Origin of the sequence: Micromonospora sp. WMMD961, assembly GCF_029626145.1 — a bacterium.
In the GTDB taxonomy this organism is placed as follows: Bacteria; Actinomycetota; Actinomycetes; order Mycobacteriales; family Micromonosporaceae; genus Micromonospora.
This window is the reverse complement of record NZ_JARUBJ010000002.1, coordinates 233,952-260,775: the sequence shown is the minus strand read 5'-3', so window position 1 is coordinate 260,775 and position 26,824 is coordinate 233,952. Positions and strand designations below refer to the sequence as shown.

Here is a 26,824-nt window from a genome sequence, read left to right as displayed (position 1 = left end):
AGGAGCACGTGCAATGGCCAAGGCTGCGGCACTTCGCAAGCCGAAGAAGAAGGTGAACCCGCTCGACAAGGACGGGATCACCTATATCGATTACAAGGACACCGCGCTGCTGCGCAAGTTCATCTCCGACCGCGGCAAGATCCGCGCTCGGCGGGTGACCGGCGTGACCTCGCAGCAGCAGCGGCAGATCGCCCGTGCGGTCAAGAACGCCCGTGAGATGGCGCTCCTGCCGTACACGGCCACCACCCGCTGAGAGGAGGCACCGATATGAAGATCATCCTGACTCAGGAAGTGTCCGGCCTCGGTGCCCCGGGCGACATCGTCGAGGTCAAGAACGGCTACGGCCGTAACTACCTGCTGCCGCAGGGCTTCGCGATCGCCTGGACCAAGGGCGCGGAAAAGCAGGTCACGGTCATCAAGCGGGCCCGTTCGGCCCGCGAGATCCGCGACCTCGACCACGCCAACGAGGTCAAGGCTCAGCTCGAGGGTCTCAAGGTCAACCTGAAGGTCCGCGCCGGCGACGGCGGACGGCTCTTCGGCTCGGTCACCCCGGCCGAGATCGTCGACGCCGTCAAGGCGGCCAGCGGCCCGGTCCTCGACCGTCGTCGGCTGGAGGTGCCCGGTCACATCAAGTCGACCGGCACCTACCCGGTGAAGATCAAGCTGCACCCTGAGGTGACCGCGTCGTTCAACCTGAACGTCGTTCAGGGCTGACGTCCGCAACACCGCCACGAGGGCCCGCACCGATTGCTCGGTGCGGGCCCTCGTGCGTACGTCGTCAGTTGACCCCGTCAGCATCCGATGCGGACATCCGAGCCGGGCGGCCCCGACCCGCAGGCCGGTCACCCGATCGGCTGGCCGGTCACCGCGCTGATCAGCACCGTGGACAGGCCGCCGCCCACCACTGCGGCGGCGACGGCGATGGTCGCCGAGCGCCACGTCGTGCCCACCCGACGCAGCAGAGCCGCCACGACCAGACTGCTCACCAACGCCAACCCGAAACGCGGCGAGCCGGCGAGTAGCGACTCCAAGGCGCGCGACCGGGCCGAGTCACAGCCACCCCCGCTGATGTCGGTCACACAACCGGCCGGCGCCTGCCCGTCCAACGTCAACAGCCAGACGAAGATCAGCATCGCGGGCACCAGATAACAGGCCGCCGTGTACAGCAACGGCCGGAACGACCCGCCCGGATCCGGATCGAGTAGATCGTCCTCAAGACGCCGAGAAAGCGCACCGGCGGCCGCCGACTCGACCCGCCGACGCACCGACGCCGCCCCTACCGGAGGACGGTCCGCCCGACGCCGTGACGCTCCACCGGGCGGCACAGGCGCGCTGCGTGGTCGCGGAGCGGTGTAGCCCACGACCGGTGACCGGGGCGCCGATGTCGTCGGATCCATCCACCGGGGGTCGTCGTCGGCCAGTCGAGTGCCAGGCCAGAATCCCTCGGCCCTTGCCGGCCAACCCTCCGCGGTCGAGGATCGGTCCGAGCGCGGCGCCAGCGTGCGGTCCCACTGGTCGTCCTCGATCGCGGACCGCTCCCACTGGCCGGTGCGGTCGGACCGCTCCCAACCACCGACGCTCTCCACCGCCGACCACTGCTCACTCAGGTCCGTGCCGTCCGCACCGGCCCCCGACGGCCACGCGTGCACCCCGGAGGCGTCCCACGGATCCACCGCGGGCGGATAGGACGGCTCGGGCTCGGCCACCCGGTCCGACCCTCGTACCCACGGGTCGGCCGGCGGGCGGGTCCAGGACTCCTCCGCCGCACGGCGGCTACGCCGGGTTGGGCGCCGCCCCTCCGGCTCGGCTGTGGGCTCGGTCGGAGCGGACTCCAGATCCCCGCCCGACCAGATCACCTGCGGACGGCCGGTCGGCGCACGGCGAGGACGGCGGTCCTGGATCGCACCGGAAATCGGCTCGTCCTCACCGGCGTCGGCGCGACGACGTCCCGCGTACCCCTGCTCCTGCGGGCGGTCGAGGGTCCACTCCCGAGTGTGGTCCGAGTCCGCTGCGGCACCGATCGCCGCCTGCTCGCGCCAACCGGTCTCGCTGCCCCGCCGCCGGCCGCTCGGCGACTCGGCCGAGCGTCGGCCGACACCGGAAGCGGGCGTCTCGCGCTCGTCCTCGTCCGGGGCCGCGTGGCGTCCGCCGCCGTCGGCGTGCCGGACACCCGACTCGAGGGCCCACCGGGGCAGGTAGGCGTCGACGGGCTCGTCCTGGCCACGGTCCAACGCACGCCGTCGGCTGGAGGTGCGGTAGCGCCCCTCCTCGTCGTACGGGTCGACCGGAACGGACGCCGCGCGTTCACTCCACGAGGCGGTCGGCTGGCGCTCGCGCGGGCTGCCATCCCCGCGTCCCCAGTCCCGGTAACTCACGGCCGGAGTGTGACCCTTCTGAACCCAAAGCGGAATCCGCTGTCCAGGTGTAGCCGTTCGCTGGAGATAGTACGGGACGATCGTGTCACAGAGCCGACCGAAATATCTTCCTCCACAGGCTGGGGAGCAAGTATCAGCAGGTCAGACGGCTTTGACGAAGAATTCCCCAACTGTTGTCCACAGGCTGTGCACACACCGCGCACATGCTGTCCACCGGCATCCACAGGTTGTCCCGAGGCTCGTCCACCGGCGTTGTTGAGTCTCTGACCTCGGGGTCCGTATGGTTGGCGCTCGACCGCCGGCCCGATGGCCCCCGATCGACCGGCCCGGTCGGACGGAAGCGTCGTACCCCAGCGGTAGAGCTGGGACCGGGTTCGGTGCAGTGGAGGGGGGACCCGTGTCGGTCACTGACGACATGCGGGCAGAGTCACGCTCCGGCGGAGGCCAACCACCGGCGCAGCGGGACGGCCAGTTCGACAAGACCCCGCCGCAGGACGTGGCAGCCGAGCAGTGCGTCCTCGGCGGCATGCTGCTCTCCAAGGACGCCATCGCCGACGTCGTCGAGATCCTCAAGACCAACGACTTCTACCGGCCGGTGCACGCCACCATCTTCGACGTCATCCTGGACATCTACGGTCGGGGCGAGCCCGCCGACCCGATCACCGTGGCCGCCGCGCTGACCGACTCGGGCGATCTGGCCCGCATCGGCGGCGCGCCCTACCTGCACACCCTCATCGCCAGCGTGCCCACCGCCGCTAACGCGGCCTACTACGCGCGGATCGTCAGCGAACGGGCGGTGCTTCGCCGGTTGGTCGAGGCCGGCACCAAGATCGTCCAGCTGGGCTACGGCACCGCGAGCGGCGGCAGCCGCGACGTGGACGACATCGTGGACCTTGCCCAGCAGGCCGTCTACGACGTCACCGAACGCCGGGTCAGCGAGGACTTCGCGATCCTCGCCGACATGTTGCAGCCGACGCTGGACGAGATCGAGGCGGTGGGGGCGCAGGGCGGTGTGATGACCGGCGTACCGACCGGCTTCAGCGACCTGGACCGGCTGCTCAACGGCCTGCACGCCGGTCAATTGATCATCGTCGCCGGTCGACCTGGTCTCGGTAAGGCGCTCGCGCTCGACACCCCACTGCCGACCCCGGACGGCTGGACCACGATGGGTGAGGTCAAGGCGGGCGATCAACTATTGGCGGCGGACGGCTCTCCGACCACGGTCACGCACGCCTTCGACGTCATGCACGACCGCCCCTGCTACGAGGTGGAGTTCTCCGACGGCACGGTCATCGTGGCCGACGCGGAGCACCTGTGGAAGACAACCAGCCGCGCCAGTCGGCGGCAGGGGCCGGCTCGGCAAAGGCGACACCGGCCCGAATCGTCGCTCGCCAACGTACGTGCCGCACATGAGCGGCTGAGCTCCCTGCGCAACCAGCCGATCACGCTCTTCGACACGATTGAGCAGGTAGGGCCGGAGTTTCGGCATGTCCTGCACACCGTCGCCCGTGAGGTCGGGTCGGTTGGCCGGATCAGCCGCCCCATCGTCCGCAGCGGCAAGCCACGGAACTGGACTGCGCCCGGCTATCCGGCCGGTCCGCTGCTGAGCGCGCTTCTCGAACGAGCCGAGCGGGAGGTCAATGCCGGCAGCCGGGCCGAACACGACGGCGTCGTCACCACCGCCGAGATCGCAGCCACGCTGCGTACTGACACCGCCCAGCGGCGGCTCAACCATGCCGTACGAAACAGCGCTCCCCTTCAACTGCCGGACCAGGACCTGCTGATTCCTCCCTACACGTTGGGAGCGTGGCTCGGTGACGGGCACAGCGACGCCAGCCGCTTCACCACGGCGGATCCGGAGATGGTCACGCACGTCGAGGCGGACGGCTTCGTCGTGCGGCCCAGCGGGCCGATGGTCTACACCGTTCTGCTGCAGCCCACGTCCGCTGCTCCGGCGAACGGTGTCTGCGTGGACTGTGGCGGTTCCACCAGGGCGTTGCGTGAGAATCCAGCGACCAGGAAGTGTGCCGACTCCCGTCACCGGAACGGTTCCTTTCTCGGGCTGTTGCGTCAGGTGGGAGTAGCGGGAAGCAAGCACATCCCGCGCGTCTATCTGCGCGCCTCGGAGGCTCAGCGCAGGGCGTTGCTCGCCGGGCTGATGGACACCGACGGGACCGTCGGACCCTCCGGCAACCTGCAGTACACGTCGACCTCGAAGCGGCTGGCTGATGACGTACGCGAACTCATTGTCAGCCTCGGTTACCGCTGCACGGTAAACGCGAAGCCGGTACGCGGCCGCACCCCCGAGTCGTCGATCGCGTACACGGTGAACTTCTCTACACCGGATGTCATCTTCCGCCTCAGGCGCAAGCAGGATGCACACGTCGAACGCCGCCGCACCACCTCCGACGTTCGAACGACCTCGCGGTTCATCGTCGAGGTCCGGCCGGTCCCCAGCGTGCCGGTGCGGTGCGTGACTGTCGACAACGACGAACACCTGTACCTGGCCAGCCGCGCGATGATCCCTACCCACAACAGCACGGCCAGCATGGATTTCGCTCGAAACGCCGCGATTCGGGCCAACCAGGCGGCGGCCATCTTCTCGCTGGAAATGAGCAAGGTCGAGATCGTCATGCGACTGCTCTCGGCCGAGGCGCGGGTGCCGCTGCACGTACTGCGCAGTGGGCAGCTCTCCGACGACGACTGGACGAAGCTGGCCCGCTGCATGGGCGAGATCAGCGAAGCGCCGCTCTTCGTGGACGACACGCCGAGCATGAACCTGATGGAGATCCGGGCCAAGGCGCGGCGGCTCAAGCAGCGGCACGACCTCAAGATGATCGTGGTCGACTATCTCCAGCTGATGACGTCACCGAAGCGCACCGAGAGTCGTCAGCAGGAGGTCGCGGACCTCTCCCGTGGCCTGAAGCTGTTGGCCAAGGAGGTCGAGTGCCCGGTCATCGCTGTCAGTCAGCTGAACCGTGGCCCGGAGCAGCGTACCGACAAGCGACCCCAGCTGTCCGATTTGCGTGAATCGGGATCAATTGAGCAAGATGCCGACGTTGTCATCCTGTTGCACCGCGACGACTACTACGACAAGGAGTCGCCGCGGGCCGGGGAGGCGGATTTCATCGTTGCCAAGCATCGGAATGGGCCCACCGACACCGTGACCGTCGCCGCCCAATTGCATCTATCGAGATTTGTGGACATGGCCATCGGATGAGGTTTCGTCTGCCAGCGGCGCAGATCGCACGAGCCAACCGGATGATCAACTGCGCTCCCGTGGCGGGCAGAGTCGCACGTCAGCGCCCGTGGCCGAGATCCGAACGGTACACGTTGGCCGGTTGGCCATCGACTTCTGCCACCTCGACACGTCAGCTGGTCGGCTGAGACTTACCACTTTGGTCGTAAGTCGAATGTGGTCCTGCGCCAGATGGCGCGGCTGCGCCGCTGCAACAGGCTCTCGGGTATGAAGCAGAACGATGCACCAGCGCAGACTTCCTCCCGGTCGTACCGGTCCTGGCCGGCATTCCGCCTGCGGCGTCTCGGTGCCGCCCTGGCAACCGCGGTCGTCGTCGGGACGGGCGTCGTCGGCTGCGGTGCCGGTGCCGCGCAGGAGCCGACCCCGACGAGCGACGCCCCGGCAGCAGCCGTCGAACCGCGCGTGTTGAACGCCAGCGACGTGAACGCCTGGCTCGACGAGATGCTCCCGGCCGCGCTGAAAGCCAATGACATCGCCGGGGCGACGGTCGCTGTCGTCAACGACGGCGAGACCGTCACCACCCGGGGGTACGGCCACGTCGACACCGGCAGCGAGGGCACCGAGCCGGTGCCGGTCGACCCCGAGCGGCACCTGTTCCGGATCGGATCGGTGTCGAAGCTCGCCACCGCCACCGCCGCGATGCAACTCGTCCAGGACGGCAGGGTCGACCTCGACGCCGACATCGCCGCCTACCTCGACTTCACCATCCCCCGCAACTTCGACGAGCCGATCACCCTGCGCCACCTGCTGACCCACACCGCCGGGTTCGAGGAGCGGATCGCCGGCCTCATCGGCAAGGAAGGCACTCGGGCCGACCTGCGCGAGGCTCTGGTCACCGACCCGCCGGAGCAGATCTACCGGCCGGGCACCGTGCCGGCCTACTCCAACTACGGCAACTCACTCGCCGGGTACATCGTCGAACGGGTCAGCGGTATCCCCTTCGAGGAGTACGTCGACCGTAACGTCTTCGACCGCCTCGGCATGACGTCGTCCTCCTTCAACCAGCCGCTCCCCGCCGACCTTGCAGGCCGCGTCTCGAAGGGGTACGACAACGCGTCGTCCCCACCCGGGTACTTCGAGATCATCGGCACCCCGCCCGCCGGCTCGATGAGCGCCACGGCCCCGGACATGGCCCGGTTCATGCTCGCTCACCTCGGCGAACCGGTCGGCGGCACCCCGATACTGGACGAGCCGACGCTTGACCTGATGCACCAGCCGGCGCTTGACGCCAGCACCCTCGGCACCCTCGCCGGTGCACCCCGGATGGCGCTCGGGTTCTTCGACGAGAGCCGCAACGGCCGTCGGATCCTCGGCCACGGCGGCGACACCCCCTTTTTCCACAGCCACCTGCAGATCTACCCGGACGAGGGCGCCGGCCTGTTCATCTCGCTCAACAGCACCGGCACGTCGGGCCTGGCCAACCACCAGCTTCGACAGAAGCTGACGAAAGCCTTCGCCGACCGTTACTTCCCGGCGGTGCCCGGCGCGGCGGCGAACAAGGTGTCGGAGACCGAGCTGGCCGCCCCGATCACCGACGCCTCGGGCACGGCCGAGCGGGCCGCGATGGCCGCCGGCACCTACGAAAGCTCCCGCATGATCAAGAGCAACTTCCTGACCCTGATCGGCCTGTCCGGGCGTACCACGGTGAGCGTCCGCGAGGACGGCCGGCTGCTGCTCGAACCGCGTCCGATGGCCGATTCCGCCGCCGTCTACGAAGAGAGCGAGCCCTGGGTCTGGCGTGAGGTGGGCGGGCAGGAAACGATCGCGATGCGAGCGGTAGACGGCCGGGTCGAAGTTATCGGTTTCGACTCCGCGTTCGCCCTGGTGCCGGTCGAGGCCGCCCGCAGCACCTACCTGGCCATCCCGGTAATCGTCGGCTCGGTGGTCATCCTCCTGCTCACCGTCCTGGCCTGGCCGATCGGGGCGATCGGTCGCCGGCTGCGGCGGCGGGCACCGCGTGATCGGGCTGGACGCACCGCGCGCATCCTGAGCCGCGTCGCCGTCGGCTTCGCCCTGCTCGCGGTCGGCGGCTGGGTGGGAAGTTTCGTGCTCGTCATCGGCCTGGAGGATCTCTCCACCGTCTCGTTGCGCACCGTGCAGGTGGCCCAGCTGATCGGCCTACTCGGGGTGGTCCCGGCAGCGGTCCGGCTGGTGGACGACGTCCGTCGGCGGGTCGGCTGGTCGCGGATCACCGGCAGCGCCCTGGTCCTGCTGGCCCTCGTCGGTACGGGATGGTTCGCCGTCGAGTTCATGCTGCTCTCGCCGAATATCTCCTACTGACCGTCCCGTCCCCACCCCTCCCGATCCGTCTCGATCTATGAGCAGAGGATGCTGACACGGTGAACGATCACATCGGGGGCGCCCCGGTCACCGCCGAGCCGATCGAGCCGGCGGACCCGCCCCGGCTCACGAAGCGCTTGGACGTACTGCTCGCCAACCTCGGGGTGACCGGGCCGTTCGCCCGGGACTGTCTGCTCGCGGCCTGCGTCGCCGGGGTGACGTTCACGGTGATGGCGGCTCTGTTCTGGGTCGTGACGCCACCGGGCGAAATCGTGGTCGACCCGGTGCGGGCCTGGCTGCTCGTCGCCCTCGGGGTCGGGCAGGCGCTGCTGCTCTGCCTGCGCCGGGTCCGCCCGCTGCTCTGCCTCGCCGGCATCGTCGGCCTTCAGGTCGCCATGATCGCCCTGTCCCCACCAGACGCGACGATCCGGGTACTCGCGCCCTTCGTCGTCGCGTACACCATCGGGGTTCTGCTGCCGGCCCGGACGGCGTTCGTGCTGGTCGGCGCGGCGGTGGTGGTGGAGGCGGCAGCGGCGTTCGGCACCGCCGCCGTGACGAATCCGGATCTTCTGCTGCCGGCTTTCGGCCCTGCCGGGTCGAGCGCACTGTCCAATCTCGGCGCGGTCGTCGTCGGCAACTACGTGGCGACCCGCCGACGCTACACACAGCTGTTGCGTCTGCAGGCCGCCGAGGCGGTCCGGGCCCAGCAGGCGAAGGTGCGGGCCGCGATCGAGGCGGAACGCACCCAGATGGCCCGGGAACTGCACGACGTCGCCGCTCACCACCTGTCCGGAATGGTGGTACAGGCGGCGGCGGTCCACCGGCTGATTGATCGGGACCCGGAGGCGGCGAAGGCCGGCGTGGCCTGGATCCGGTCCCAGGGCAAGGAGACCCTGAACAACCTGCGGCTGGTGGTCGGGGTGCTGCGCGGGACCCCGGCCGACGGCAGCGGAAGCGGCGACACACCCGGCCACGATGGTGAGGGGAGCGTTCCGGTGCCGGGGCTGGCCGTGCTCGATGACCTGGTCCGGACCGCTCGGGACCTGGGCACGCCGGTCGAGTTCGTGGGCGTTGGGTCGCCACGTCCGGTCCCGCCGATCGCCGACGTCGCTCTCTACCGGATGGTGCAGGAGTCTCTGTCGAACGCGCGGCAGCACGCGCCGGGAGCGCCGGTGCTGATCACGCTGCGCTACCTGCCGCGCGAGGTGTCGCTGACGGTGGTGAATGGCCCGCCAGCGCGGCGTTCCGAGCCGGCGGTGCGCACCAGCAGCGGGGTTGGGCTGATCGGCATGCGGGAACGAGCGCAGTTGATCGGCGCACGTTTCGCGGCCGGGCCGACGACCGAATCCGGCTGGTCTGTCAAAGTGACGCTGACATCAAAGGGAAGTGATTCGTCGTGACCGGTTCTGGGACTGCGGCTGAGGCTGATGCTGGGACGATTCGAGTGATGCTGGTCGACGACCAGGCGGTGGTGCGGGCCGGCTTCCGGGTGCTCCTGGAGCAGGCGGACGACATCGAGGTGGTGGCGGAGGCGTCCAGCGGATCGTCTGCGGTGGCGGTGGCCGCTCGACTGCGTCCGGACGTCATCTGCATGGATGTTCGGATGCCCGGCGGTGACGGACTCACCGCGACCCGCGAGATCCTCGCCGACGCGCCCGAGTCGCCGCCAGCCATCCTGGTGGTGACCACGTTCGACCTCGACGAGTACGTCTTCGGCGCACTCGAATCCGGGGCCAGTGGGTTCATCCTCAAAGACTGCGAGCCCGAGGATCTGATCGACGCGATCCGTCGGCTGGCCAATGGCTACGGTCTCGTCGACCAGGTCGTGACCCGCCGGGTGATCTCGGAGTTCGCCCGGCGGCGACCGGCGGCACCGCCCGAGTCCGCAGCGGCGCAGCAGCTCACCCCCCGCGAAGCCGAGATCGTACGGTTGCTCGCCAAGGGTTTGTCCAACAACGAGATCGCCGACGAACTCTTCATCGAGACCAGCACGGTCAAGTCGCACCTCGGGCGGGCGATGACCAAGATCGGCGTACGGGACCGGGTGCAGACTGTGGTGTGGGCGTACCAGAACGGGTTGGCCGCGAGCTGACTGTCAGCCGAGCAGTGGGAACCAGCCCGCCGACTCGCCCAGCTCCAGCCGGTCCCGGTCGGTCAGCGGGACGCGCCCGGTGGCCTTCAGCAGGAAGTCGTGGTCGTCCCACGCGGTGGGTCGAACGGTGTCGTCACTGAGCAGGCCGTCCATGGTCGCTACCGCGACGCGTACCGCCAATGGGTTGGGCGGTGGCGTGTCGGGGAGTTCCAGCGTCAGGTCCAGGTAATGGACGACAGCCTCGGTGGTCAGGGTCGCGAGGAAATCCGGTACGCGCAGCACGTGGCCCTGCGTGGTCACGTACCCCTCGGGGTCGGCTGCCGTGGCGGCGCGGACCGCCGCCGGGGCGGTGTCCCGCCAGAGCCGGACGATGCCGGTCGGACGGTCGAAGGCGGCGGCCGAACGGCGAACCCACCAGGCGTGCCGGCTGGCTTCGTCGCCGCCGCCGGGGAAGTCACGCCAGTAGCTCACGTCGTCGACGTCGGCGGGGCCGTCCGAGGGGCTGGCCAGTGCGACCAGCGCGCGCTGGGCGTCGCCGAGCACGTGCAGCAGCAGGTCCGCGACGAGCCAGCCGTGACAGCGGGTGGTTCGTTGCAGGCCGGAGTCGTCCAGGCCGTCGACCGCCGCGGTGATGCTGGCGTACGCCTCGGCGAGCGCCTCGTCGGGTCGGATCGCGGTCATGCGAACCAGCCTGGCACGGGGAGTTGCACCCACCAACCATCGACGGTGCGGGCGATGTGCCCGGGTCGACACGGGGATCGACCCGGGCGCGAGGTCGGGCCTGTGCTCAGCCGAACATCTCGTCGAGGAAGCCCTTGCGCTTCTTCTGCCGGTAGTGGCCGTGGTAGCCGTGGTGCTGCTGCTGGTGGCCGTACGCCGGCTGCGGCGGGTAGCCGTGGGCGGGCGGGGGCGGCGGCGGGACGGCGCCGTAACCGGGCTGGTGCGGCGGGGGCGGCGGGGGTGGGTAGCCGGCCGGCTGCTGCGCGGGCTGCCCCGGCGCGCCGCCGGTCTGTTGGCGGCTCCAGTTGGCCTCCGCCTCGAACAGCTTCTCCAGCTCGCCGCGGTCGAGGAAGATGCCCCGGCACTCCCCGCACTGGTCGATGACGACGCCGCTGCGCTCGTACTGGCGCATTTCTCCACGACACTTGGGACAGGTGAGACTACTCATCGCCCGACGGTACCTGCTGGACCTATGCAGTTGCTGTGAGCGCCTCGGTGACTTCTTGGTCGGAAACTTCGTGGAAGTCGTCGTAGTAGACGCTCACGGCCCCGAAATCCGGTGGGTGTTGGGCGCAGATGACCTGGTCCGCCTCGGCGGCCAGGAGTTCGTAGGCCTCCTGCGCGCCGACCGGGACCGCGACCACGACCCGGTGGGCCCCGAGGTGGCGGGCGACCTCCACGGCGGCGCGGGCGGTGGCGCCGGTGGCCAGGCCGTCGTCGACGATCACCGCGGTCCGCCCGGTGAGGTCCAGTGGTGCCCGACCGCCCCGGTAGAGCCGTTCCCGCCGTTCCAGCTCGGCCTGCTCCCGATGGTTGACCTCAGCGATGTCGTCGCTGCTGAGTCGGCTGGCCAGCACGTCGTTGAGCACCTGCACGCCGCCCGGTCCGAGCGCGCCGAAGGCGACCTCCCGGGCCCACGGCATGCCGAGCTTGCGGACGACCAGCACGTCCAGTGGTGCGCCGAGCCGTTCGGCCACGACCCGGGCCACCGGTACGCCGCCACGGACGAGGCCGAGGACGACGACGTCGGGTTCGCCGACGAGTGCGGTGAGCCGGTCGGAGAGCACTCGGCCGGCGTCGGCCCGGTCACGGTAGGTCGTCATGCCTTCAGGTCTACGCCCTGACGCGACCGCGCGCCGGGCAGTTACGCCGAAGTGGCCCGACCGGTCAGGTGGCCGGTAGCCGGGGTCGGTGGCGTGTCGGCGGGACGATGCAGGGCAGGTGCCCAGGTGAGCAAAGCGATCGGGTACAGCAGGTAGCCGAAGCGGGCGGAGGGCATCAGGGCGATGGCGACGAGCAGCCCGTACCCGCAGATTACGGCGGTGGCGACGGCGGTGCGGGGCGGGCGGCGAGCGAGTCGGACGGCGATGGCCACGCCCGCTGCGACCAGCAGCGCGGCGGCGATCAGCCGGCCGGCGGGCAGCCCGGTGGCGATCAGGTAGCCGGGGAACGGGGACTGTGCGGGGCTGGTGACCAGGCCGTGGCCGAGGGGGAAGCGCAGCACGTTCTCGGTCAGCGCGTCGCGGTCGACCAGCATCGCGGGCAGGAGGGCGGCGACCGGCAGGCCGATCGCGCCGGCGGCGACCCACGCGCCGGCGCGCCGGGTCAGACCCCAGACGATCAGGACCAGGGCGACCGGCCAGGCGAACAGCTTCAGCGCGCCGGCCAGGCCGACCGCGAGGCCGGCCTGGCCGGGTCGGTCGGCGGCGGCGAGCGTGAGAGCCAGCAGGCAGAGCGCGAGTACGGGCAGGTCGTCGCCGCCGGTGGCGAGGGTGAGGGCGCAGATCGGCAGTACGGTGGCGGCCTGCACGCCGCGCAGCAGGGCGGCGTTCCTGCGGTGAACCGTGTTGGCCTGGTCGGTGTCGGCCGGTGTGCTGCGCAGGGCGGTCACGGCCAGGGCGAGCGCCAGTGCGGTGCCCACCGCGAACCAGACTCGGGAGTCGGTCCACCAGGCGTCGACGAGCGCTCTGGGTAGGCCGAACATCGCCATGCCGGGTTGGTACGGCGTGTAGCCCATCAGTTGCTCGCCGGGCGGCAGGGCGGCGATCGCGTCCGGTCCGAGGTACGGGGTGCCGTGTTCCAGGAGGCGCGCGCCGGCGTGCTCCACGACCAGCACTTCCTCCTGGGCCCGGTCGGTGCGTCCGCCGGCCCGCTCGATGCTCTGCCACAGCAGGGGCAGCAGTGCGGTGCCCGCCCAGGCGAGAGCGGTGACCACCCAGCGGGCTGGCAGCCCGACCAGCGGTGACGTCGGGGAGCGTCGGCGCAGCAGCAGTTGGGCGGTCACCACCAGCGTCGCGACCAGGTAGCCGGCTGCGGCGACAGTGCCCCAGGCCCGGTGCGGCAGCAGGGTCGACGTGACCGCGGTGATCGCGGCGAAAATGGTCGAGGCGGCGTAGAGGCCGAGGTCGAGGGCGAGTCCGCCGCCGGCGGCGGCGAGCGTCCGCCAGTGCCAGCGACGGCGGCGCGCGGTCGGGTCGTCGGCGATCACGGCGCAAGTCTGGCAGACCGGTCCGCTTCGGCACCGGGCCGATGCCTGCTCAGGCGGGCAGGTGCGGGAGGCGGTCGGTGCGGGAACGGCCGGTCTGGCGGCGATTCTGGTTCAGCCGGATCACCGCGCCGGCGTCGTGCAGGGGTGCGGCCAGGGTGCCGGGTCGGCCGCCGGAGCCGCGCTGCATCGCCGCGAGCAGGGTGCCGGCCGGCATCGGTCGGGCGAAGAGGTGCCCCTGGCCGGCGACGCAGCCCAACTCCCAGAGGGCCCGCCGCTGCGGCTCGCTCTCCACCCCTTCGGCTACCACGTCGAGTTCGAGGCTGCGGCCGAGGTCGAGGGTGGAGCGAATGACGGCGGCGGCCTCCGCCGAGCTGTCCATCGTCGTCACGAAGCTCCGGTCGATCTTCAGCTCGTGCACCGGGATCCGGGAGAGCAGGGAGAGGGACGAGTAGCCGGTCCCGAAGTCGTCCAATGCCAGCCGGACACCCTCGTCGCGGAGCCGGCTGAGCACCCGGTCGACCACGTCGAGCTGGCTGAGCGTCAGCGTCTCGGTCAGTTCCAGCACCAGCCGGTCCGGTGGGAGGTCGTGGGCGCGCAGGCGGGCCAGCACCGAGCCGGGGAACCGCGCGTCGAGCAGGCTTCGCGGTGACACGTTCACCGCCACCGGTACGTCGAACCCGCAGTCCCGCCAACTGGCTGCGGCGATCAGCGCCTGGTCGAGGATCGCCTCGGCGAAGGCCGGCAGCAGGCCGGAACGCTCCACGGCCTCCAGGAAGCGCAGTGGGTCGATCATGCCGTGGACGGGGTGGTGCCAGCGGGCCAGCGCCTCCGCGCTGGTCACCTCGCCGGTGCCCAGGTCGACGATCGGTTGGAAGTTGACGACGAACTCGTGGTCGGCGACCGCACGTGGCAGGTCACCACCGAGGGTGAGGCGGCCCAGGTCGGCGGTGTCCCGCGTGGGGGCGTACGTGGCGATCCGCTGCCCGGCCCGCTTGGCCTGGTACATGGCCACGTCGGCGCGGCGCAACAGTTCGGCCATGCCACCGCTGGACGGGGCGACGGAGATCCCGCCGCTGGCCTCCACGCTGATCCGCATGCCGTCCAGCTCGAAGGGCTCGTGCAGCGCGGCGAGCAGCGTCTCGGCCCGGTGCGCGGCCACCGCCGGGGCCGGCAGCCCGCGCAGGAGTACGGCGAACTCGTCACCGCCGAGGCGGGCCACCAGGTCAGTCGGCTGGGCCGCGCTCCGCAACCGGTCGGCGACCTGCACCAGCACCTGGTCGCCGGCGGCGTGCCCGAGAGTGTCGTTGACCTCCTTGAAGTGGTTGAGGTCGATCAACACCAGCGCGGTCACCCCGTCGGCGTGGCGGGCGCTCAACTGCTCGGTGCCCTCGTCGAGTAGTTGCCGGCGGTTGGCCAGGTCGGTCAGCGCGTCGTGTGCGGCGGCGTAGGCGTGCTCGTCGGCCACCCGGGCGAGTTCGGCGTACGCCTGGGCGTTGCGCACGGCCGTGCAGAGCGCGGAGGCGAAGGTGCGCAGGGTGTACTGCTCACGCTCGGAGAGTTGTACCGGGCCGCGGAAGCGCAGGCGGAGCATGCCCACGTCGACGGCCCGGTCGTGTCCTTCCAACGGCGCGGGGACGATCGTGCCGTCGACGTCGGTGGGCGTGCCGGTCGGACCGTCGAAGGTGATGCCGCCGGTGCCGCCGCGTACGGTGCGGCCGCCGTCGCGCAGCTCGATCTCGACCTCGTCGGCGGAGAACAGCTCGGCGGCCTGGGTGACGGCGGTGGTGAGGACGGTGTCCAGGTCGACCACGTTGAGTGCGTCGGTGGTGCGAGCGAGCCGTTGCCACGCCTGCTGTTCGGTGCGGCCCCGAATGCGCGCGGCGTAGGCCAGGTGGAGACTCAGGACCAGGGGTGGAACCGCGAGAAGTAGACGTTGGTCCGCCTTGAGGATGATCAGGGTTAGCGCGGCCACGACGAACCGGACGGCGAATCCGGCCAGCCGGAGGTCGAGGTGGGTTCGGAACTGTCGGACGATCCGGGTTCCCGACGCCAGGGCGATTACCGGGATGGCCAACAGGTCGTCGAGCAATGCGGCGGCGAGGTAGACCACCCCGAGTAGGACGAGGTGGTTCCACAGTCCGTCTGGAGGCCAGCGTTGGCCGAGGAACATGATCACTAGGGTCGCGCCGCCGGCCACGAGGGTGTGCTTGGCGATGCCGAACGCTGCCTTGATCGCGGGCAGCCGGTTGACGAGTGACACGCAGGCGATGCCGACACCCGTCGACAGGATCACCCAGGGCTGTGGGGCCAGGGCAAGCCCGAGGACGATGGCCGTCTCCACCCAGGCGAACGAGAACGTCGTCGACCTGATCCGGAGGCGCGCCTTGACGACCGCTCCCAATGCGATCATGAGAACGAGCGCCGAGATCGTCGAGACATCTCCTGCGCTGTCCGGCATGTTGCGGCTCGTCGCGGTCGCCGCCGCCACCGCCACGATGATCGCCAGTGTCACCAGCAGTCCGACAAGGCTCAGCAGCCGCCGGTGGGATCCGCTGGGGCGACGCGTCGTCCAGCTCACTCAACCTCACCCGTAACCCACTGTCGGTGTCTGCTGACGGGCAGCGTACCGCTGTGGCGGTGTGGTGATAAGGATTCAGTCCCATTCGGTGCTACGCATCTGACACCCCTTCAGCGTCGAGGATTTGCAATCGGCTGACGGTGGGCTAGTCCCACTCGGTGCTGTTGCGCATCGTTCGACCCCCTCGCCACTACCGGAGCGCCATCTCGGACGCGATTCGTTCGTAGGGCTGAGAGTAGGAGAACTCATGGGCAGGAAGGAACGATTAATGTCGGTATGCGCAACATTAGCCAAGCTGAAGCGCATATGTCACTTTCTGTCCGCGCGCCTGAGCGGAGCGCTTAACCCCTGGCCTGGTCGGTCGGGACGAATCGACCATTCGTGGCGGGCCTGGGGGGCGTATTAAGTGATGCGGACCCGCTGGCGGTCCTCCGCGCTTCGTGCCCCCGTGGAGGCGAATCGGATCGTTCCTGAGTAGGTGTCTGAGCAGATCATTCCAGTTGACGGTCAAGCTGGCGACGTCGGCACGGTCGGCTCCGGTCCGTAAGCTTCGTTACGTGATCGTCTGGATACGTGACTCCCGTTGAGGTCGGAGGGCGGGTGCAGATTCGAGTTCTTGGCGGCCTCTCTGTGCAACTGCCCGCTGGCACTTTGCAGCTGGGTACGCCAAAACAACAGGTAGTGTTCGCGCTGCTCACCGTTCAGGCCGGACGACTGGTGACAGTGGATGAACTGGTGGATGAGTTATGGGCCGATCGCCCACCGCGGTCGGCCATAGCTAATGTGCGGACCTATGCCGCCAATCTGCGCCGTACTTTCGAGGCTTCCCCGGCCGGACGCGGTGTCATCGAGCGCCAACGCAACGGCTATCGACTCCTCGTGGACCCGGACCAAGTCGACGTCTTCCGCTTCGAGTTGGAGCGGAACGCGGGTCGGCAAGCCCTGGCGGCTGGCGAACTGGACAGCGCGCGGCAGCTGCTTGAGCGCGCCGTGGCTCGGTGGCGGGGTCCGATGCTCGCTGGCATCCCGCTCGGGCCCGTCCTCACCTCCCGAACCATCGCAGTCGAGGAGGAGCGGCTGTTGACCGTGGAGCTCCTCGCCGACGTCCAGCTGCGCTCGGCCCGGGATGACCTGGCGATTCCGCTGCTGCGGGACGTGGTGGCTCGTCACCCTCTCCGTGAGCCGGCCTACTTGCTCCTCATGCGGGCTCTGTTCGAGCGGGGCGACAACGCCGAGGCGCTGGCGGCGTACGACGAGATCCGAGCAAGGCTCATCGCCGAGCTGGGGGTGGGTCCCGGGAGCGACCTCCAGGAACTGCGCCGCTCGATCGTCGCGTCGGTGTCGTATCCGGGCCCGGAGCGTGGCGTCGCCTCCGCCGGCGGGATCGGCCCGCGGCGCTCGGTAGCGGTCGCCGCCGGTGCGGCACCCTCAGGCGCGGGTCGGACCAGTCCGGTGGATCACCTTCCTCGGGCGGTCACCGACTTCGTCGGGCGGGAAGAGGTGGTGTCCCGCCTGCTGGCGGAGACCCGGAGAGTCGAGCAGCGGGTGCCCGCCGTGCACATCATCGACGGGATGGCCGGCAGCGGTAAGACGACTCTCGCCGTGCACCTGGCCCGCCTGCTGTCCGATCGATACCCGGACGCCGCGTTGTTCATCGATCTGTGCGGGCACGGCGAGAAGAACCGGGTGGAGCCCGCGGGCGCCCTGGTCACCCTGCTCCGGCAGCTTGGCGTGCCGGCCGAACAGGTTCCTGTCGAGATCTCCGAGCGTGCGGAACTGTGGCGACGAGAGTTGGCCCACCGGAAATGCGTGCTCGTCCTCGACAACGCCGCGAGCAGCGAGCAGATCCTCCCCCTCCTGCCGAGCGAGCCGAGCACCGTGGTGCTGGTGACGTCCCGTCGACGACTCACCCATCCAGACGTAGGGCCATCGGAGACACTGCCCAATCTGACGAGCCAGGAGGGCGTGGACCTCCTCGCGCTCAGCGTCGGTCGGAACCGAGTCGAGGCCGAGCCGGCGGCGGCTGCCGAGGTGGTTCGTCGATGCGGTCACCTTCCACTGGCGATCCGGCTTGCCGGTGCCCGACTGGCACATCGGCGAGGGTGGCGGTTGGCGGACCTTGCCGAACAGATGGCCGAAGCCACAATCGTGCTACGACATCTCGCGGACGAGGAGAGCACGGTCACCGGCGCCTTCGCCGCGTCCTACGAGCCACTCCCCGAATCGACCAGGAGGGTCTTCCGGTTCCTGGGCCTGTATCCCGGGAGTCGCTTCGGCCCGCCGGCCGTCGCCGCGCTGACCGGTCTGACCGTGGCCGAAGCTCGCGCGGCGCTCGACGACCTCGTCGACCGGAACCTGGTGGAGGACCTGGACTCGACGCGGTATCGACTGCACGATCTCCTGCGTCAGTACTCCATCGAGCTGTGCTCGCGTACCGACTCGGCGGGCGATCGGCGGACCGGGCTGGGTCACCTGTTCGACTTCGTCGTGGAGATGGCGCTGAGGGTGGCCAGGACGTTGGAGCCCGACGACGCCATGGGGCTCGCCCTCACGCGCCCGCCGTTCCGGCGACCCGAGTTGATCGAGGAGTTGGGGGAACCCACCACCGACTGGTTGGAGACCGAGCGCGCAGACCTGGTGACGATGGTGTTGACAGCGCTCGACGCAGGCTTTCATGAGTACTCCTGGCGCCTGGCCCGTGCGCTCTGGAGATTCTGCTACATCCGCGGATACTTCGAGGACATCATCGTGACTCACCGTCACGCGCTGGCTGCGGCGGAAGCATCCCGGGATGCCGGTGCAATGGCAATGATGAACAACTACCTCGCCTCTGCCTATGTCCGGACCGGCGAAAATCGTGAGGCGCTCGACCACTTGACCCGGGCGGTGACCATCAGCAGACAATCGCGGGACGTGCTGAGCGCCGCTCGGTACAGCGCCAATCTCGCGGCTGTCTACTGGTGGAGCGGGAACCTGACCGAGGCGGTGGCAGTTGGTTTCGAGTGTCTCCGCGACTACAAGGGGTACGGCAACGTGCGGGTGCCGATGGTGCTGCCGAATCTCGGCATCGCGCTGACCTCGCTTGGCCGCTACGAGGAGGCTCTGCGCATCCACCGTCTGCACCTGGCCTGGGCTCGGACGCACTCCTACGACTTCCACACGCTCAACGCGCTCAGCCACGTCGGCGCAGTGCGTGTCCGGATGGGTGACCTCCCGCAGGCGATCCGGATCCTGCTGGCCTCGCTGGCCCTGCGGGAACGCACCGGCCACCGGTACGCCGAGGCCGAGGCGCGCAACGACCTCGGGATCGCCTACCGAGGGCTGGGCCGTCTGGTGGAGGCTCAGCAGGAACACGAGACAGCCCGGAAGTTGTCGATCGGTTCCGGGGAGCGACACGTCGAGGCGGCTGCGCTGAACGAACTGGGACGGACTCTGCTGGCGCAGGGACGGGGCGCCGAGGCGGCCGAGATGCACGAGGAGGCGTTGCGGCTGGCGACCAGGATCGCGCACCCGTACGAGCAGGGCCGCGCCCTGGCCGGCCTCGCCGAACACTGTGCCGGGTTCGACCCCGCGGAGGCCCGGAGGTACTGGGAGCGGGCCCTGGCGATCTTCCGACGCATGGGCGTGCCGGAGCGCTTCGATGCCGAGCGGCGCCTCGCCGGGTTGGCGGGCGCCGAAGCCGACGACCACACCCCCGCGAGCGACGCCGCGAAGCGCTGACCTGGCCGAACGGCGCTTATCGATTTCTTATCGACGGGCCCGGTAACTTGTCGGCCGTATCGGCGAACGGGGGAGGCTCTGCCCGCGGGCAGAGCCGGTCCGTCGACACGCACCCGCCGACAGGTCACCCCAGCGGCCTCGGCGGCGGGTCGGTGAGGGAGGAGCGGCGTCGGACCGGCGCGCCGTCAGCACCCGGTGTGGCGGTCGACGCGACGCCGCTCCTTCCGAGCGCCGTCGTACCGCACCGATAGGCTCACGACCGTGACCGAACCCGCGCAGCTCAGCCACGTCGACCGCGCCGGCGCGGCCCGCATGGTCGACGTCTCCGCCAAGGCGGTGACGGGCCGGTTGGCCGTCGCGGCCGGCCGTCTGCGGACCACGCCCGAGGTCATCGACCTGCTGCATCGCGACGGGTTGCCCAAGGGTGACGCGCTGGCGGTCGGTCGGCTGGCCGGCATCATGGGGGCGAAGCGCACGCCCGATCTGATCCCGCTGTGTCACCCGATCGCGTTGCACGGCGTCACTGTCGACCTGCGGTTGACTGCCGACACCGTGGAGATCACGGCCACCGCCCGCACCGCGGATCGCACGGGGGTGGAGATGGAGGCACTGACGGCGGTCGCCGTCGCCGGTCTCGCTCTGGTCGACATGGTCAAGGCGGTCGACCCGGCCGCCTCGGTGGAGGCGGTGCGGGTGCTGCGCAAGGAGGGCGGCAAGACCGGCGAGTGGGTTCGGCCGGAGGGGCGGCCGTGATCCGGGCCCGGGTGATCGTGGCGTCCAACCGAGCCGCGGCCGGCGTCTACGCCGACACCAGCGGTCCGCTTCTCGTCGCGGGTCTGCGCGAGCTGGGGTGCCAGGTCGACGATCCGGTGGTGGTGCCCGACGGGGAGCCGGTCGGCGCCGCCCTGCGGGCCGCCCGCGCCGACGGTGTCGACGTGGTGCTGACCAGCGGTGGCACCGGGGTGACCCCGTCGGATCGGACGCCGGACGTGACCCGGGATCTGCTGGATTACGAGATCCCCGGCATCGCGGAGGCGATCCGCGCGCACAGCCGTGACCGGGTGCCGACGTCGGTGCTGTCCCGGGGCCTGGCCGGGGTGGCCGGCCGGATGCTGGTGGTCAACCTGCCCGGCTCGACCGGCGGCGCCCGGGACGGCCTGGCCGTGCTCGGGCCGATCCTCGGGCACACCGTCGATCAGCTACGCGGCGGAGACCACCGAGTTCGAGTCGGGCACCGCTGAGTTCGTTGCGGAGGGCACCCGGATTGGTGGCGGTGCCCGCCGACCGGTCCACGCCGGGCGCGGACGAGTGTCGGTCCGTGCCGATAGGCTCGGTCGGTGAGCACGGAAACCGCACCCACCGCGGATCGGATCGCCGCACCCCCGCCAGCCGGCTGGGAGGAAGCGCGGTCGCGGGTCTACGCGGTCGGTCTGGCCGCCGCACTACCCGCCGTCGCCCGACCACTGGCCGACACCGACGGGTTCACCCTGGCCGAGCCGTTGACCACCCGCACCGACCTTCCGGCCTTCCCGACTTCCAGCGTCGACGGCTGGGCGGTGCGCGGCGCCGGCCCGTGGCGGGTCGTCGGTCGTGTGCTGGCGGGCAGCACCCCGGCACCGCTCACCGAGGCCGACACGACAGTCGAGATCGCGACCGGAGCCATGGTGCCCGAGGGTGCCACCGCGGTTCTGCGCGTCGAGGAGTCCACGACCGTCGACGGCCTGGTGCGCGGCACGCCCCGGGAGACACCGGAGTGGCGGCAGCCCGGCGAGGAGGCGTACGCCGATGAGGAGCTGTTGCCGGCCGGCACGCCGGTGGACCCGGCGGTGATCGGCCTGGCGGCCTCCTGTGGGCATGACACGCTGCGGGTCCGGCGGGCACCGCGCGCCGCTCTGCTGGTCTTCGGCGACGAGCTGTTGACGGCGGGGGCGCCCGCGGCCGGTCGTGTGCGCGACGCGCTGGGTCCGGCGGTGCCCGCGTGGCTACGGCGTTACGGCTGCCAGGTCCGCCCGTCGGACGTGGTGGGCCCGGTTGCCGACACGCTGCCCGCGCACGTGGCGGCTCTGCGCGCGGCGTTGGCCAGTGCCGACCTGGTGTGCACCACCGGCGGCACGATGAACGGCCCGGTCGACCACCTGCATCCGACCCTGGAGGCGCTGGGCGCCGACTACGTGGTCAACACGGTCGCGGTCCGGCCGGGCTTCCCGATGCTGCTGGCCCGGTTGGCCGACCCCGACGGGCGGATCCGGTTCGTGGCCGGGCTGCCGGGCAACCCACAGTCCGCCATCGTCGCGCTGGTGTCGCTGGTCGCCCCGCTGCTCGCCGGCCTGCAGGGCCGCTCGATGCCGGTGCTGCCGCAGGCCACGTTGGCCGAGGCGGTGCCCGGTCGCGGTGACCACACCCACCTGGCGCTGGTGCGACTGGACCGGGCCGCCGGCACCGCGTCCCCCGTGCGACACGTCGGGTCGGCGATGCTGCGTGGCCTGGCCGGTGCGGACGGGTTCGCCGTCATCCGGCCCGGCACCAGGGGCGAGCCGGGTGACCGGGTGCCGATCGTGCCGCTGCCGTTGCTGCCCGGGGAGCGTGCGTCATGACCGCGCCGGCGATCACCTTCGGCGAGGTCACCGACCAGCCGCTCGACCTCGCCAGGCACGAGGCGGCGGTCGCCGACCGGCGCGCCGGCGCGGTGGTGTCCTTCCAGGGCGTGGTCCGCGACCACGACCATGGGCGTCAGGTCACGAGCCTGGAGTACGAGGGGCACCCGAGCGCCGCTCAGGTGCTGCGCGAGGTGGCCGCCGAGATCGCCGCAGAACCCGACGTGTACGCGGTGGCCGTCTCGCACCGGGTCGGCCCTCTGGCGATCGGTGACGTGGCGCTGGTCGCCGCGGTGAGCACCGCACACCGGGCGGCGGCCTTCGCCGCCTGCGCCCGGTTGGTCGACGAGGTCAAGGCGCGCCTGCCGATCTGGAAACGGCAGGTCTTCACCGATGGCACCGAGGAGTGGGTCAACTGCCCCTGACCGGGCTCAGCGGCGGCTGCTGAGCGCCGCCGCCCTGGTGAGCCGGTCACCGTAGAACGCAGGCTCGGCACCGGGCCGCCAGGGCAGCGCGGCGACCAGCACGATCAACGCGACCGCGAGTGAGTTCTCCATCAGGGCACCGAAGAGACCGTCCTGGTAGTGCGACATCTCCGGCAGTTGGTGCTCGTACGGCCAGATCGGTGAGATCAGGAAGAGCAGGTAGAGCCCGATCGCGGCGACGCCGTGGCGGAGCCCGGTCAGGGTGGGATACCAGATCGGCGGGCGGAGCCCGTTGACCCCGGGCATTCCGCCGAACACGGGCCCCTGACCGGTGCGCTGGGGCACCGTGCGGCTCGCCTCCCGGCGACGCACGGCGGCATCGGCCAGCACGATGATCGCCGGGATCACCCAGACCAGGTGGTGCGTCCAGGAGATCGGGCTGATCACGTTCGCGGTCAGGCCGACGAGCGTGAACGCGGTCAGCTCGTCACCGTCGGCGCGGGAACTGGCCGCCCGGGACAGGCCCAACGCCAGGACCAGCACGGAGAAGGCGAACCAGAGCAGCCCGGGGGTCTCGATCGAGTCGTACAGCCGGGCGAGCAGGCCGGCGAGGGACTGGTTGGGCGTCATGTCCGCCGCGCCGACCCGTTCGGTCTGCCAGAGCACGCTGCCGAAGTACGTCCGTGACTCGTCGCCGACGATCGCGAAGCTCGCCACCGTCACGCCGATCGTGGTGCCGATGGCGGTCGCCGCCACCCGCCACTGGCGGGTGATCAGCAGGTACGCGATGAACAGTGCCGGGGTGAGCTTGACCGCGGTGGCCAGGCCGATGCCGGCACCGGCCCAGGCGCCGCCGTAGACGAAGCGCAGCAGGGGGCCGTCGGTCGCGGCGTAGTGGGTGCCCCGTCGAGAGCGCCAGCGGAGGCCGATCAGATCCGCCATGATCAACGCGAAGAGCAGGATGTTGACCTGGCCGTAGCCGAGGGTTTCCCGGGTCGGTTCGATGGCGACCGCGAGCGGCACCGCCAGGGCCACGGTGAACCACAGTGGCCACCCCAGCCGGTCCACGATGGGGCGGAGGAGCCCGGCCAGGACCAACGCCAACGCGGCGATGCTCGCGGCAGCGTTGACCATGCCGGCCAGGCCGATCGGGAGCTGCGCCATGGGCAACATGACCAGGCCGGCGAACGGCGGGTAGGTGAAGCCCAGCGTGGTCCCGGGCGCGATGAACTCATAGAGCTCGTGACCGCTCGCCCACCACACCACGGCACCGTGATAGATCTTCATATCGAAGAAGTTGTACGGCCGCCCGAAGGTGCCGATGGCGAGCCATGCGGCGTAGGCGACGGCGGCCACGATGGCACCCCGTACGACGTTCCTGCGATCGATCCCACGCGTCACGCGTTGGATTGGGGCGAGGCGGTCCGCCCGTCTACCGACAGCCGTCGGCATGGCGTGGCCACCCCCGTACCAAGGTCGTCCGATCCGTCCAGGTCCTGCACGGAGCCTAGAACGGCGCCTCACGTCAGTGCCTCCCGCGTTATGCGACCGTGTCCGATCCCACACATGTTTTTGACATTTCCACCGCGTTAACGCCTACCGGGTGGTTCAGGTAATTCGTGGCCTTAGCGGGGGGTGGGGGTGGCTCGGAGACGGATCGACGCAGTTCAGCCGGGAAGTCGCCGTGCGGTGGACGCGGATCGGACGGCGATCCGAGCCTCGCGCCGGGCGGTACGGACGGCACGTTGCATGGAACGTCGAGAGTGGCCGATGCGATGACCGGTCCGCCACCGCAGGCCGGGCTTGCCACCGGTGTCGGCGGCGGCCAGCAGCAGGCCGCCGAGGATGCCGAGGTTCTTCATGGCGTGGATCTGGTTGTTGTTCCTGGTGGTCGGATCGTCGTTCTTCCAGAAGGGATGCCCGGCGACGGTCACCGGCACCAGCGTGCCGGCGAGGACCAGTGCGGCAGGTCGACGGAGCCGCCCGGTGGCCAGCATCAGCCCGGCGCTGACCTGCACCGCCGCGTTGAGTCGGATCAACGTCTCGGTCTCGGTGGGGAAGTTCGGGTGTGCCTTCTTCAGAAGCGGCGCGACCTTCTCGGTCACCGGCTGGGCGGCCACCGCGAGCCGGCCCGGGTCACGGAAGTTCCGGTAACCCTGGACCACGAAGATGCCGCTCAGCATGGCTCGGGCGAGAGAGCGTACGGGCGTCATGGATCAGTCATACCCCGTCGCGGCGTTTGCTACCCCGGCAACGGCCGGATCGGATCGGTGCCCGTGCACGTGCGCCACGCCGATTCGAGCGACAGTCACGGATGGACCGGCTGCTGCGGGTAACGTCGCGCGGGTGACCACGCTGCGGCTACGGCCCGAGGACACGGCTGACGCCGGCTCGGTACGCCGCGTGCTGGCAGCCGCCTTCGCCCGCCCGGACGTGGTGACGCCGCCCGAGGTGAGCCTGGTCGACGAGCTGCGCGGCACCGCCGCCTGGTTGCCGGAGCTGGCCATGGTCGCGGAGTACGGCGGTGAGGTGGTCGGTTACGCGCTGCTGACCCGGGTGCGGGTGCGGCCGGAGCGGGGCTCCGACGTGCCCATCCTGGCGCTCGGCCCGGTGGCGGTCGCGCCGCACCGGCAGCGCGTCGGGCACGGCACGGCGGTCGTGCAGGCCGCGTTGGACGCCTCCACAGAGTTGGGCGAGCGGCTCGTCGTGGTCCTCGGTGACCCGGCGTTCTACCGCCGGTTCGGCTTCGGCCCGGCGACGGAGCTGGGCCTGACCGGCCCGTGGGCTGGTCTCGGTGAGCCCTGGCAGGCGATGGTGCTGCCACCGTCCACCAGTGAGGAGGGCCCCCCGCCGCGCGGTGAGGTGCTCTTTCCGGCGCCCTGGTCCAAGGTCTGACCGGGTGGGCGCGGTCGGCGGCGGTCAGGCCGGTTGGGTGCGCAGGTACCGGCCGAAGTGCGGCACCGTGAAGGCGACTGTGCCGCGCTCGCCGGAGTAGATCAGCCCCTTCTTGATCAGCGCATCCCGGGCCGGGGAGAGGCTGGCGGGCTTGCGGCCGAGAGCCCGGGCGATCTCGGCGGTGGGCACCGCGGCGTCCATGTCGTCGCGGACCACAGCCGACGTGTCGCCCTCGACGGCCGACATCATGGCCATCGCCCGCATGTACTCGCGCTCGGCGGGGGTGGCCCGTTCGAATCGGGATCCGAAGAATCCGACCGCCAGCTCCGCCTCCGCCTCCGGCGCGGCGACCCGCACGTCGGCGGCGGTGATCGGCGAGCGCGGCGCGTGGTCCCAGGTCGCCTTGCCGTACGCCTGGACGAAGTAGGGGTAGCCGCCGGACTTCTCGTAGAGCAGGTCGAGCGCCTTCTGTTCGTACTCGACCTGCTCGCGTTCCGCTGGCGCGCAGAGCGCCTGGTCGGCGGCGATCCGGTCGAGCCGGTCGATGCGTTGGTAGCGGAACAACCGTTCGGAGTACGACTTGGCGGCGCTGAGCACCGCCGGCAGGTGCGGTAGGCCGGCGCCGACCACGATCAGGGGCGCGCCGAGTTGGGACAGCTCGTGGCAGGCGGCGCAGAGCGCCGACACGTCCTCCGGGCCGAGATCCTGCATCTCGTCGATGAAGATGGCGATGCCGGTGCACACGTCACTGGCCACCGCCGCGGCGTCACTGAGCAGCTCGACCAGGTCGATCTCGATGTCACCGGAGTCGGCCCGGCCGCTGGCCGCCGGCACGTCGATGCCGGGTTGCCACCGGTCGCGCAGTTTCGGGGCGGCGCCGGCCCGCCCGGTCGGGGCGGAGCGTTGGGCGAACGCCTTGAGGACGCCGAGGAAGCTGTCGATCCGATCGGGAGCGCGGTGTCGCGGGGCGAGCTCCCGGACTGCCATGTGCAGGGCGGCGGCGACCGGGCGACGCAACGACTGGTCCGGCCGCGCCTCGATCTTGCCGCTGCCCCAGAGATGGTTGATCGCCTGGGACCGGAGGGTGTTGAGCAGCACCGTCTTGCCGACGCCCCGCAGCCCGGTGAGCATCAGACTGCGTTCGGGGCGACCCCGGGCGATGCGTTCCAGCACGATGTCGAAGACGTCCAGCTCCCGCCCCCGCCCGGCGAGCTCGGGCGGACGCTGACCGGCGCCCGGCGCGTACGGGTTGCGGACCGGATCCACGCATTGGAGAGTATCGGGCCATCTAGCCTCGGGGCTAGACATGGATAGATGGGGCTACCGGCGTGTCGAGATCGTCGAGACAAAACTAGGGCTGTCTAGCTTGGACGCTAGACAGCCCTAGTTTTGCCAAGC

21 protein-coding genes are annotated in these 26,824 nt (G+C 70.4%); 12 read left to right on the top strand and 9 right to left on the bottom strand.

Annotated features, from left to right (window positions below):
* Positions 1-13: 13 nt before the first annotated feature.
* Entirely contained in the window at positions 14-253 is a 240-nt protein-coding gene (gene rpsR / locus O7614_RS01335) for a 30S ribosomal protein S18 (protein ID WP_013289355.1), read from the top strand.
* A gap of 14 nt (positions 254-267) precedes the next feature.
* The gene (rplI, locus tag O7614_RS01330) at positions 268-714 is read left to right on the top strand and encodes a 50S ribosomal protein L9 (protein WP_030331806.1); all 447 of its coding nucleotides are present in this window, start codon (positions 268-270) and stop codon (positions 712-714) included.
* A 128-nt stretch (positions 715-842) separates the two neighbouring features.
* On the opposite strand, the gene O7614_RS01325 is transcribed toward rplI, so the two are convergent.
* Positions 843-2,375, bottom strand: a complete 1,533-nt coding sequence (locus O7614_RS01325) for a hypothetical protein (RefSeq protein WP_278136684.1) — start codon at positions 2,373-2,375, stop codon at positions 843-845.
* A 382-nt stretch (positions 2,376-2,757) separates the two neighbouring features.
* Here O7614_RS01325 and dnaB point away from each other — a divergent pair, with 382 nt between their 5' ends.
* The 4 genes from dnaB to O7614_RS01305 all read left to right on the top strand — a co-directional run bounded on the left by dnaB (position 2,758) and on the right by O7614_RS01305 (position 10,006).
* Complete coding sequence (gene dnaB / locus O7614_RS01320) at positions 2,758-5,595, top strand: replicative DNA helicase (protein WP_347404328.1); 2,838 nt, start codon at positions 2,758-2,760, stop codon at positions 5,593-5,595.
* 246 nt (positions 5,596-5,841) lie between these two features.
* The gene (locus tag O7614_RS01315) at positions 5,842-7,914 is read left to right on the top strand and encodes a serine hydrolase domain-containing protein (protein WP_278136682.1); all 2,073 of its coding nucleotides are present in this window, start codon (positions 5,842-5,844) and stop codon (positions 7,912-7,914) included.
* A 59-nt stretch (positions 7,915-7,973) separates the two neighbouring features.
* Positions 7,974-9,314 carry a histidine kinase gene (locus O7614_RS01310; protein ID WP_278136681.1) on the top strand — a complete coding sequence of 447 codons (1,341 nt, stop codon included), beginning with the start codon at positions 7,974-7,976 and terminating at the stop codon, positions 9,312-9,314.
* Between the two features lie 47 nt (positions 9,315-9,361).
* Complete coding sequence (locus O7614_RS01305; protein WP_278136680.1) at positions 9,362-10,006, top strand: response regulator transcription factor; 645 nt, start codon at positions 9,362-9,364, stop codon at positions 10,004-10,006.
* A gap of 3 nt (positions 10,007-10,009) precedes the next feature.
* Here O7614_RS01305 and O7614_RS01300 read toward each other — a convergent pair whose 3' ends face one another.
* The 5 genes from O7614_RS01300 to O7614_RS01280 all read right to left on the bottom strand — a co-directional run bounded on the left by O7614_RS01300 (position 10,010) and on the right by O7614_RS01280 (position 15,792).
* Positions 10,010-10,687 (bottom strand): maleylpyruvate isomerase N-terminal domain-containing protein, encoded by a 678-nt coding sequence (locus O7614_RS01300; protein ID WP_278136679.1) that lies wholly within the window; start codon positions 10,685-10,687, stop codon positions 10,010-10,012.
* 106 nt (positions 10,688-10,793) lie between these two features.
* The gene (locus O7614_RS01295; RefSeq protein ID WP_278136678.1) at positions 10,794-11,174 is read right to left on the bottom strand and encodes a zf-TFIIB domain-containing protein; all 381 of its coding nucleotides are present in this window, start codon (positions 11,172-11,174) and stop codon (positions 10,794-10,796) included.
* Between the two features lie 22 nt (positions 11,175-11,196).
* Positions 11,197-11,829 carry a phosphoribosyltransferase gene (locus O7614_RS01290; protein ID WP_278136677.1) on the bottom strand — a complete coding sequence of 211 codons (633 nt, stop codon included), beginning with the start codon at positions 11,827-11,829 and terminating at the stop codon, positions 11,197-11,199.
* Between the two features lie 41 nt (positions 11,830-11,870).
* Positions 11,871-13,214: a glycosyltransferase 87 family protein gene (locus O7614_RS01285; protein ID WP_278136676.1), complete on the bottom strand. Its 1,344-nt coding sequence runs from the start codon at positions 13,212-13,214 to the stop codon at positions 11,871-11,873.
* A 49-nt stretch (positions 13,215-13,263) separates the two neighbouring features.
* Positions 13,264-15,792: a bifunctional diguanylate cyclase/phosphodiesterase gene (locus O7614_RS01280; RefSeq protein WP_278136675.1), complete on the bottom strand. Its 2,529-nt coding sequence runs from the start codon at positions 15,790-15,792 to the stop codon at positions 13,264-13,266.
* 600 nt (positions 15,793-16,392) lie between these two features.
* On the opposite strand from O7614_RS01280, the gene O7614_RS01275 reads away from it, so the two are divergent.
* From O7614_RS01275 to O7614_RS01255, 5 genes are all read left to right on the top strand, one after another.
* Positions 16,393-19,512, top strand: coding sequence for a BTAD domain-containing putative transcriptional regulator (locus O7614_RS01275; RefSeq protein WP_278136674.1), 3,120 nt, complete (start codon positions 16,393-16,395; stop codon positions 19,510-19,512).
* Positions 19,513-19,773: 261 nt separating this feature from the next.
* Entirely contained in the window at positions 19,774-20,265 is a 492-nt protein-coding gene (gene moaC / locus O7614_RS01270) for a cyclic pyranopterin monophosphate synthase MoaC (RefSeq protein ID WP_269681813.1), read from the top strand.
* Positions 20,262-20,753 carry a MogA/MoaB family molybdenum cofactor biosynthesis protein gene (locus O7614_RS01265; protein ID WP_278136673.1) on the top strand — a complete coding sequence of 164 codons (492 nt, stop codon included), beginning with the start codon at positions 20,262-20,264 and terminating at the stop codon, positions 20,751-20,753. The genes moaC and O7614_RS01265 overlap by 4 nt, the downstream gene beginning before the upstream one ends.
* A gap of 96 nt (positions 20,754-20,849) precedes the next feature.
* The gene (locus O7614_RS01260) at positions 20,850-22,106 is read left to right on the top strand and encodes a molybdopterin molybdotransferase MoeA (RefSeq protein ID WP_278136672.1); all 1,257 of its coding nucleotides are present in this window, start codon (positions 20,850-20,852) and stop codon (positions 22,104-22,106) included.
* On the top strand, positions 22,103-22,531 hold the full coding sequence (locus tag O7614_RS01255) for a molybdenum cofactor biosynthesis protein MoaE (protein ID WP_278136671.1): 429 nt from the start codon (positions 22,103-22,105) through the stop codon (positions 22,529-22,531). The genes O7614_RS01260 and O7614_RS01255 overlap by 4 nt, the downstream gene beginning before the upstream one ends.
* Before the next feature lie 6 nt (positions 22,532-22,537).
* Here the strand turns inward: O7614_RS01255 and O7614_RS01250 are convergent, their stop codons facing one another.
* Both O7614_RS01250 and O7614_RS01245 read right to left on the bottom strand, forming a co-directional pair.
* Positions 22,538-23,983 carry a glycosyltransferase 87 family protein gene (locus tag O7614_RS01250; protein WP_278136670.1) on the bottom strand — a complete coding sequence of 482 codons (1,446 nt, stop codon included), beginning with the start codon at positions 23,981-23,983 and terminating at the stop codon, positions 22,538-22,540.
* 215 nt (positions 23,984-24,198) lie between these two features.
* The gene (locus tag O7614_RS01245) at positions 24,199-24,744 is read right to left on the bottom strand and encodes a DoxX family protein (RefSeq protein ID WP_278136669.1); all 546 of its coding nucleotides are present in this window, start codon (positions 24,742-24,744) and stop codon (positions 24,199-24,201) included.
* 133 nt (positions 24,745-24,877) lie between these two features.
* Here O7614_RS01245 and O7614_RS01240 point away from each other — a divergent pair, with 133 nt between their 5' ends.
* On the top strand, positions 24,878-25,426 hold the full coding sequence (locus O7614_RS01240; protein WP_278136668.1) for an N-acetyltransferase: 549 nt from the start codon (positions 24,878-24,880) through the stop codon (positions 25,424-25,426).
* A gap of 24 nt (positions 25,427-25,450) precedes the next feature.
* Here O7614_RS01240 and O7614_RS01235 read toward each other — a convergent pair whose 3' ends face one another.
* Positions 25,451-26,692: an ATP-binding protein gene (locus O7614_RS01235; protein ID WP_278136667.1), complete on the bottom strand. Its 1,242-nt coding sequence runs from the start codon at positions 26,690-26,692 to the stop codon at positions 25,451-25,453.
* Between the last annotated feature and the right edge of the window lie 132 nt (positions 26,693-26,824).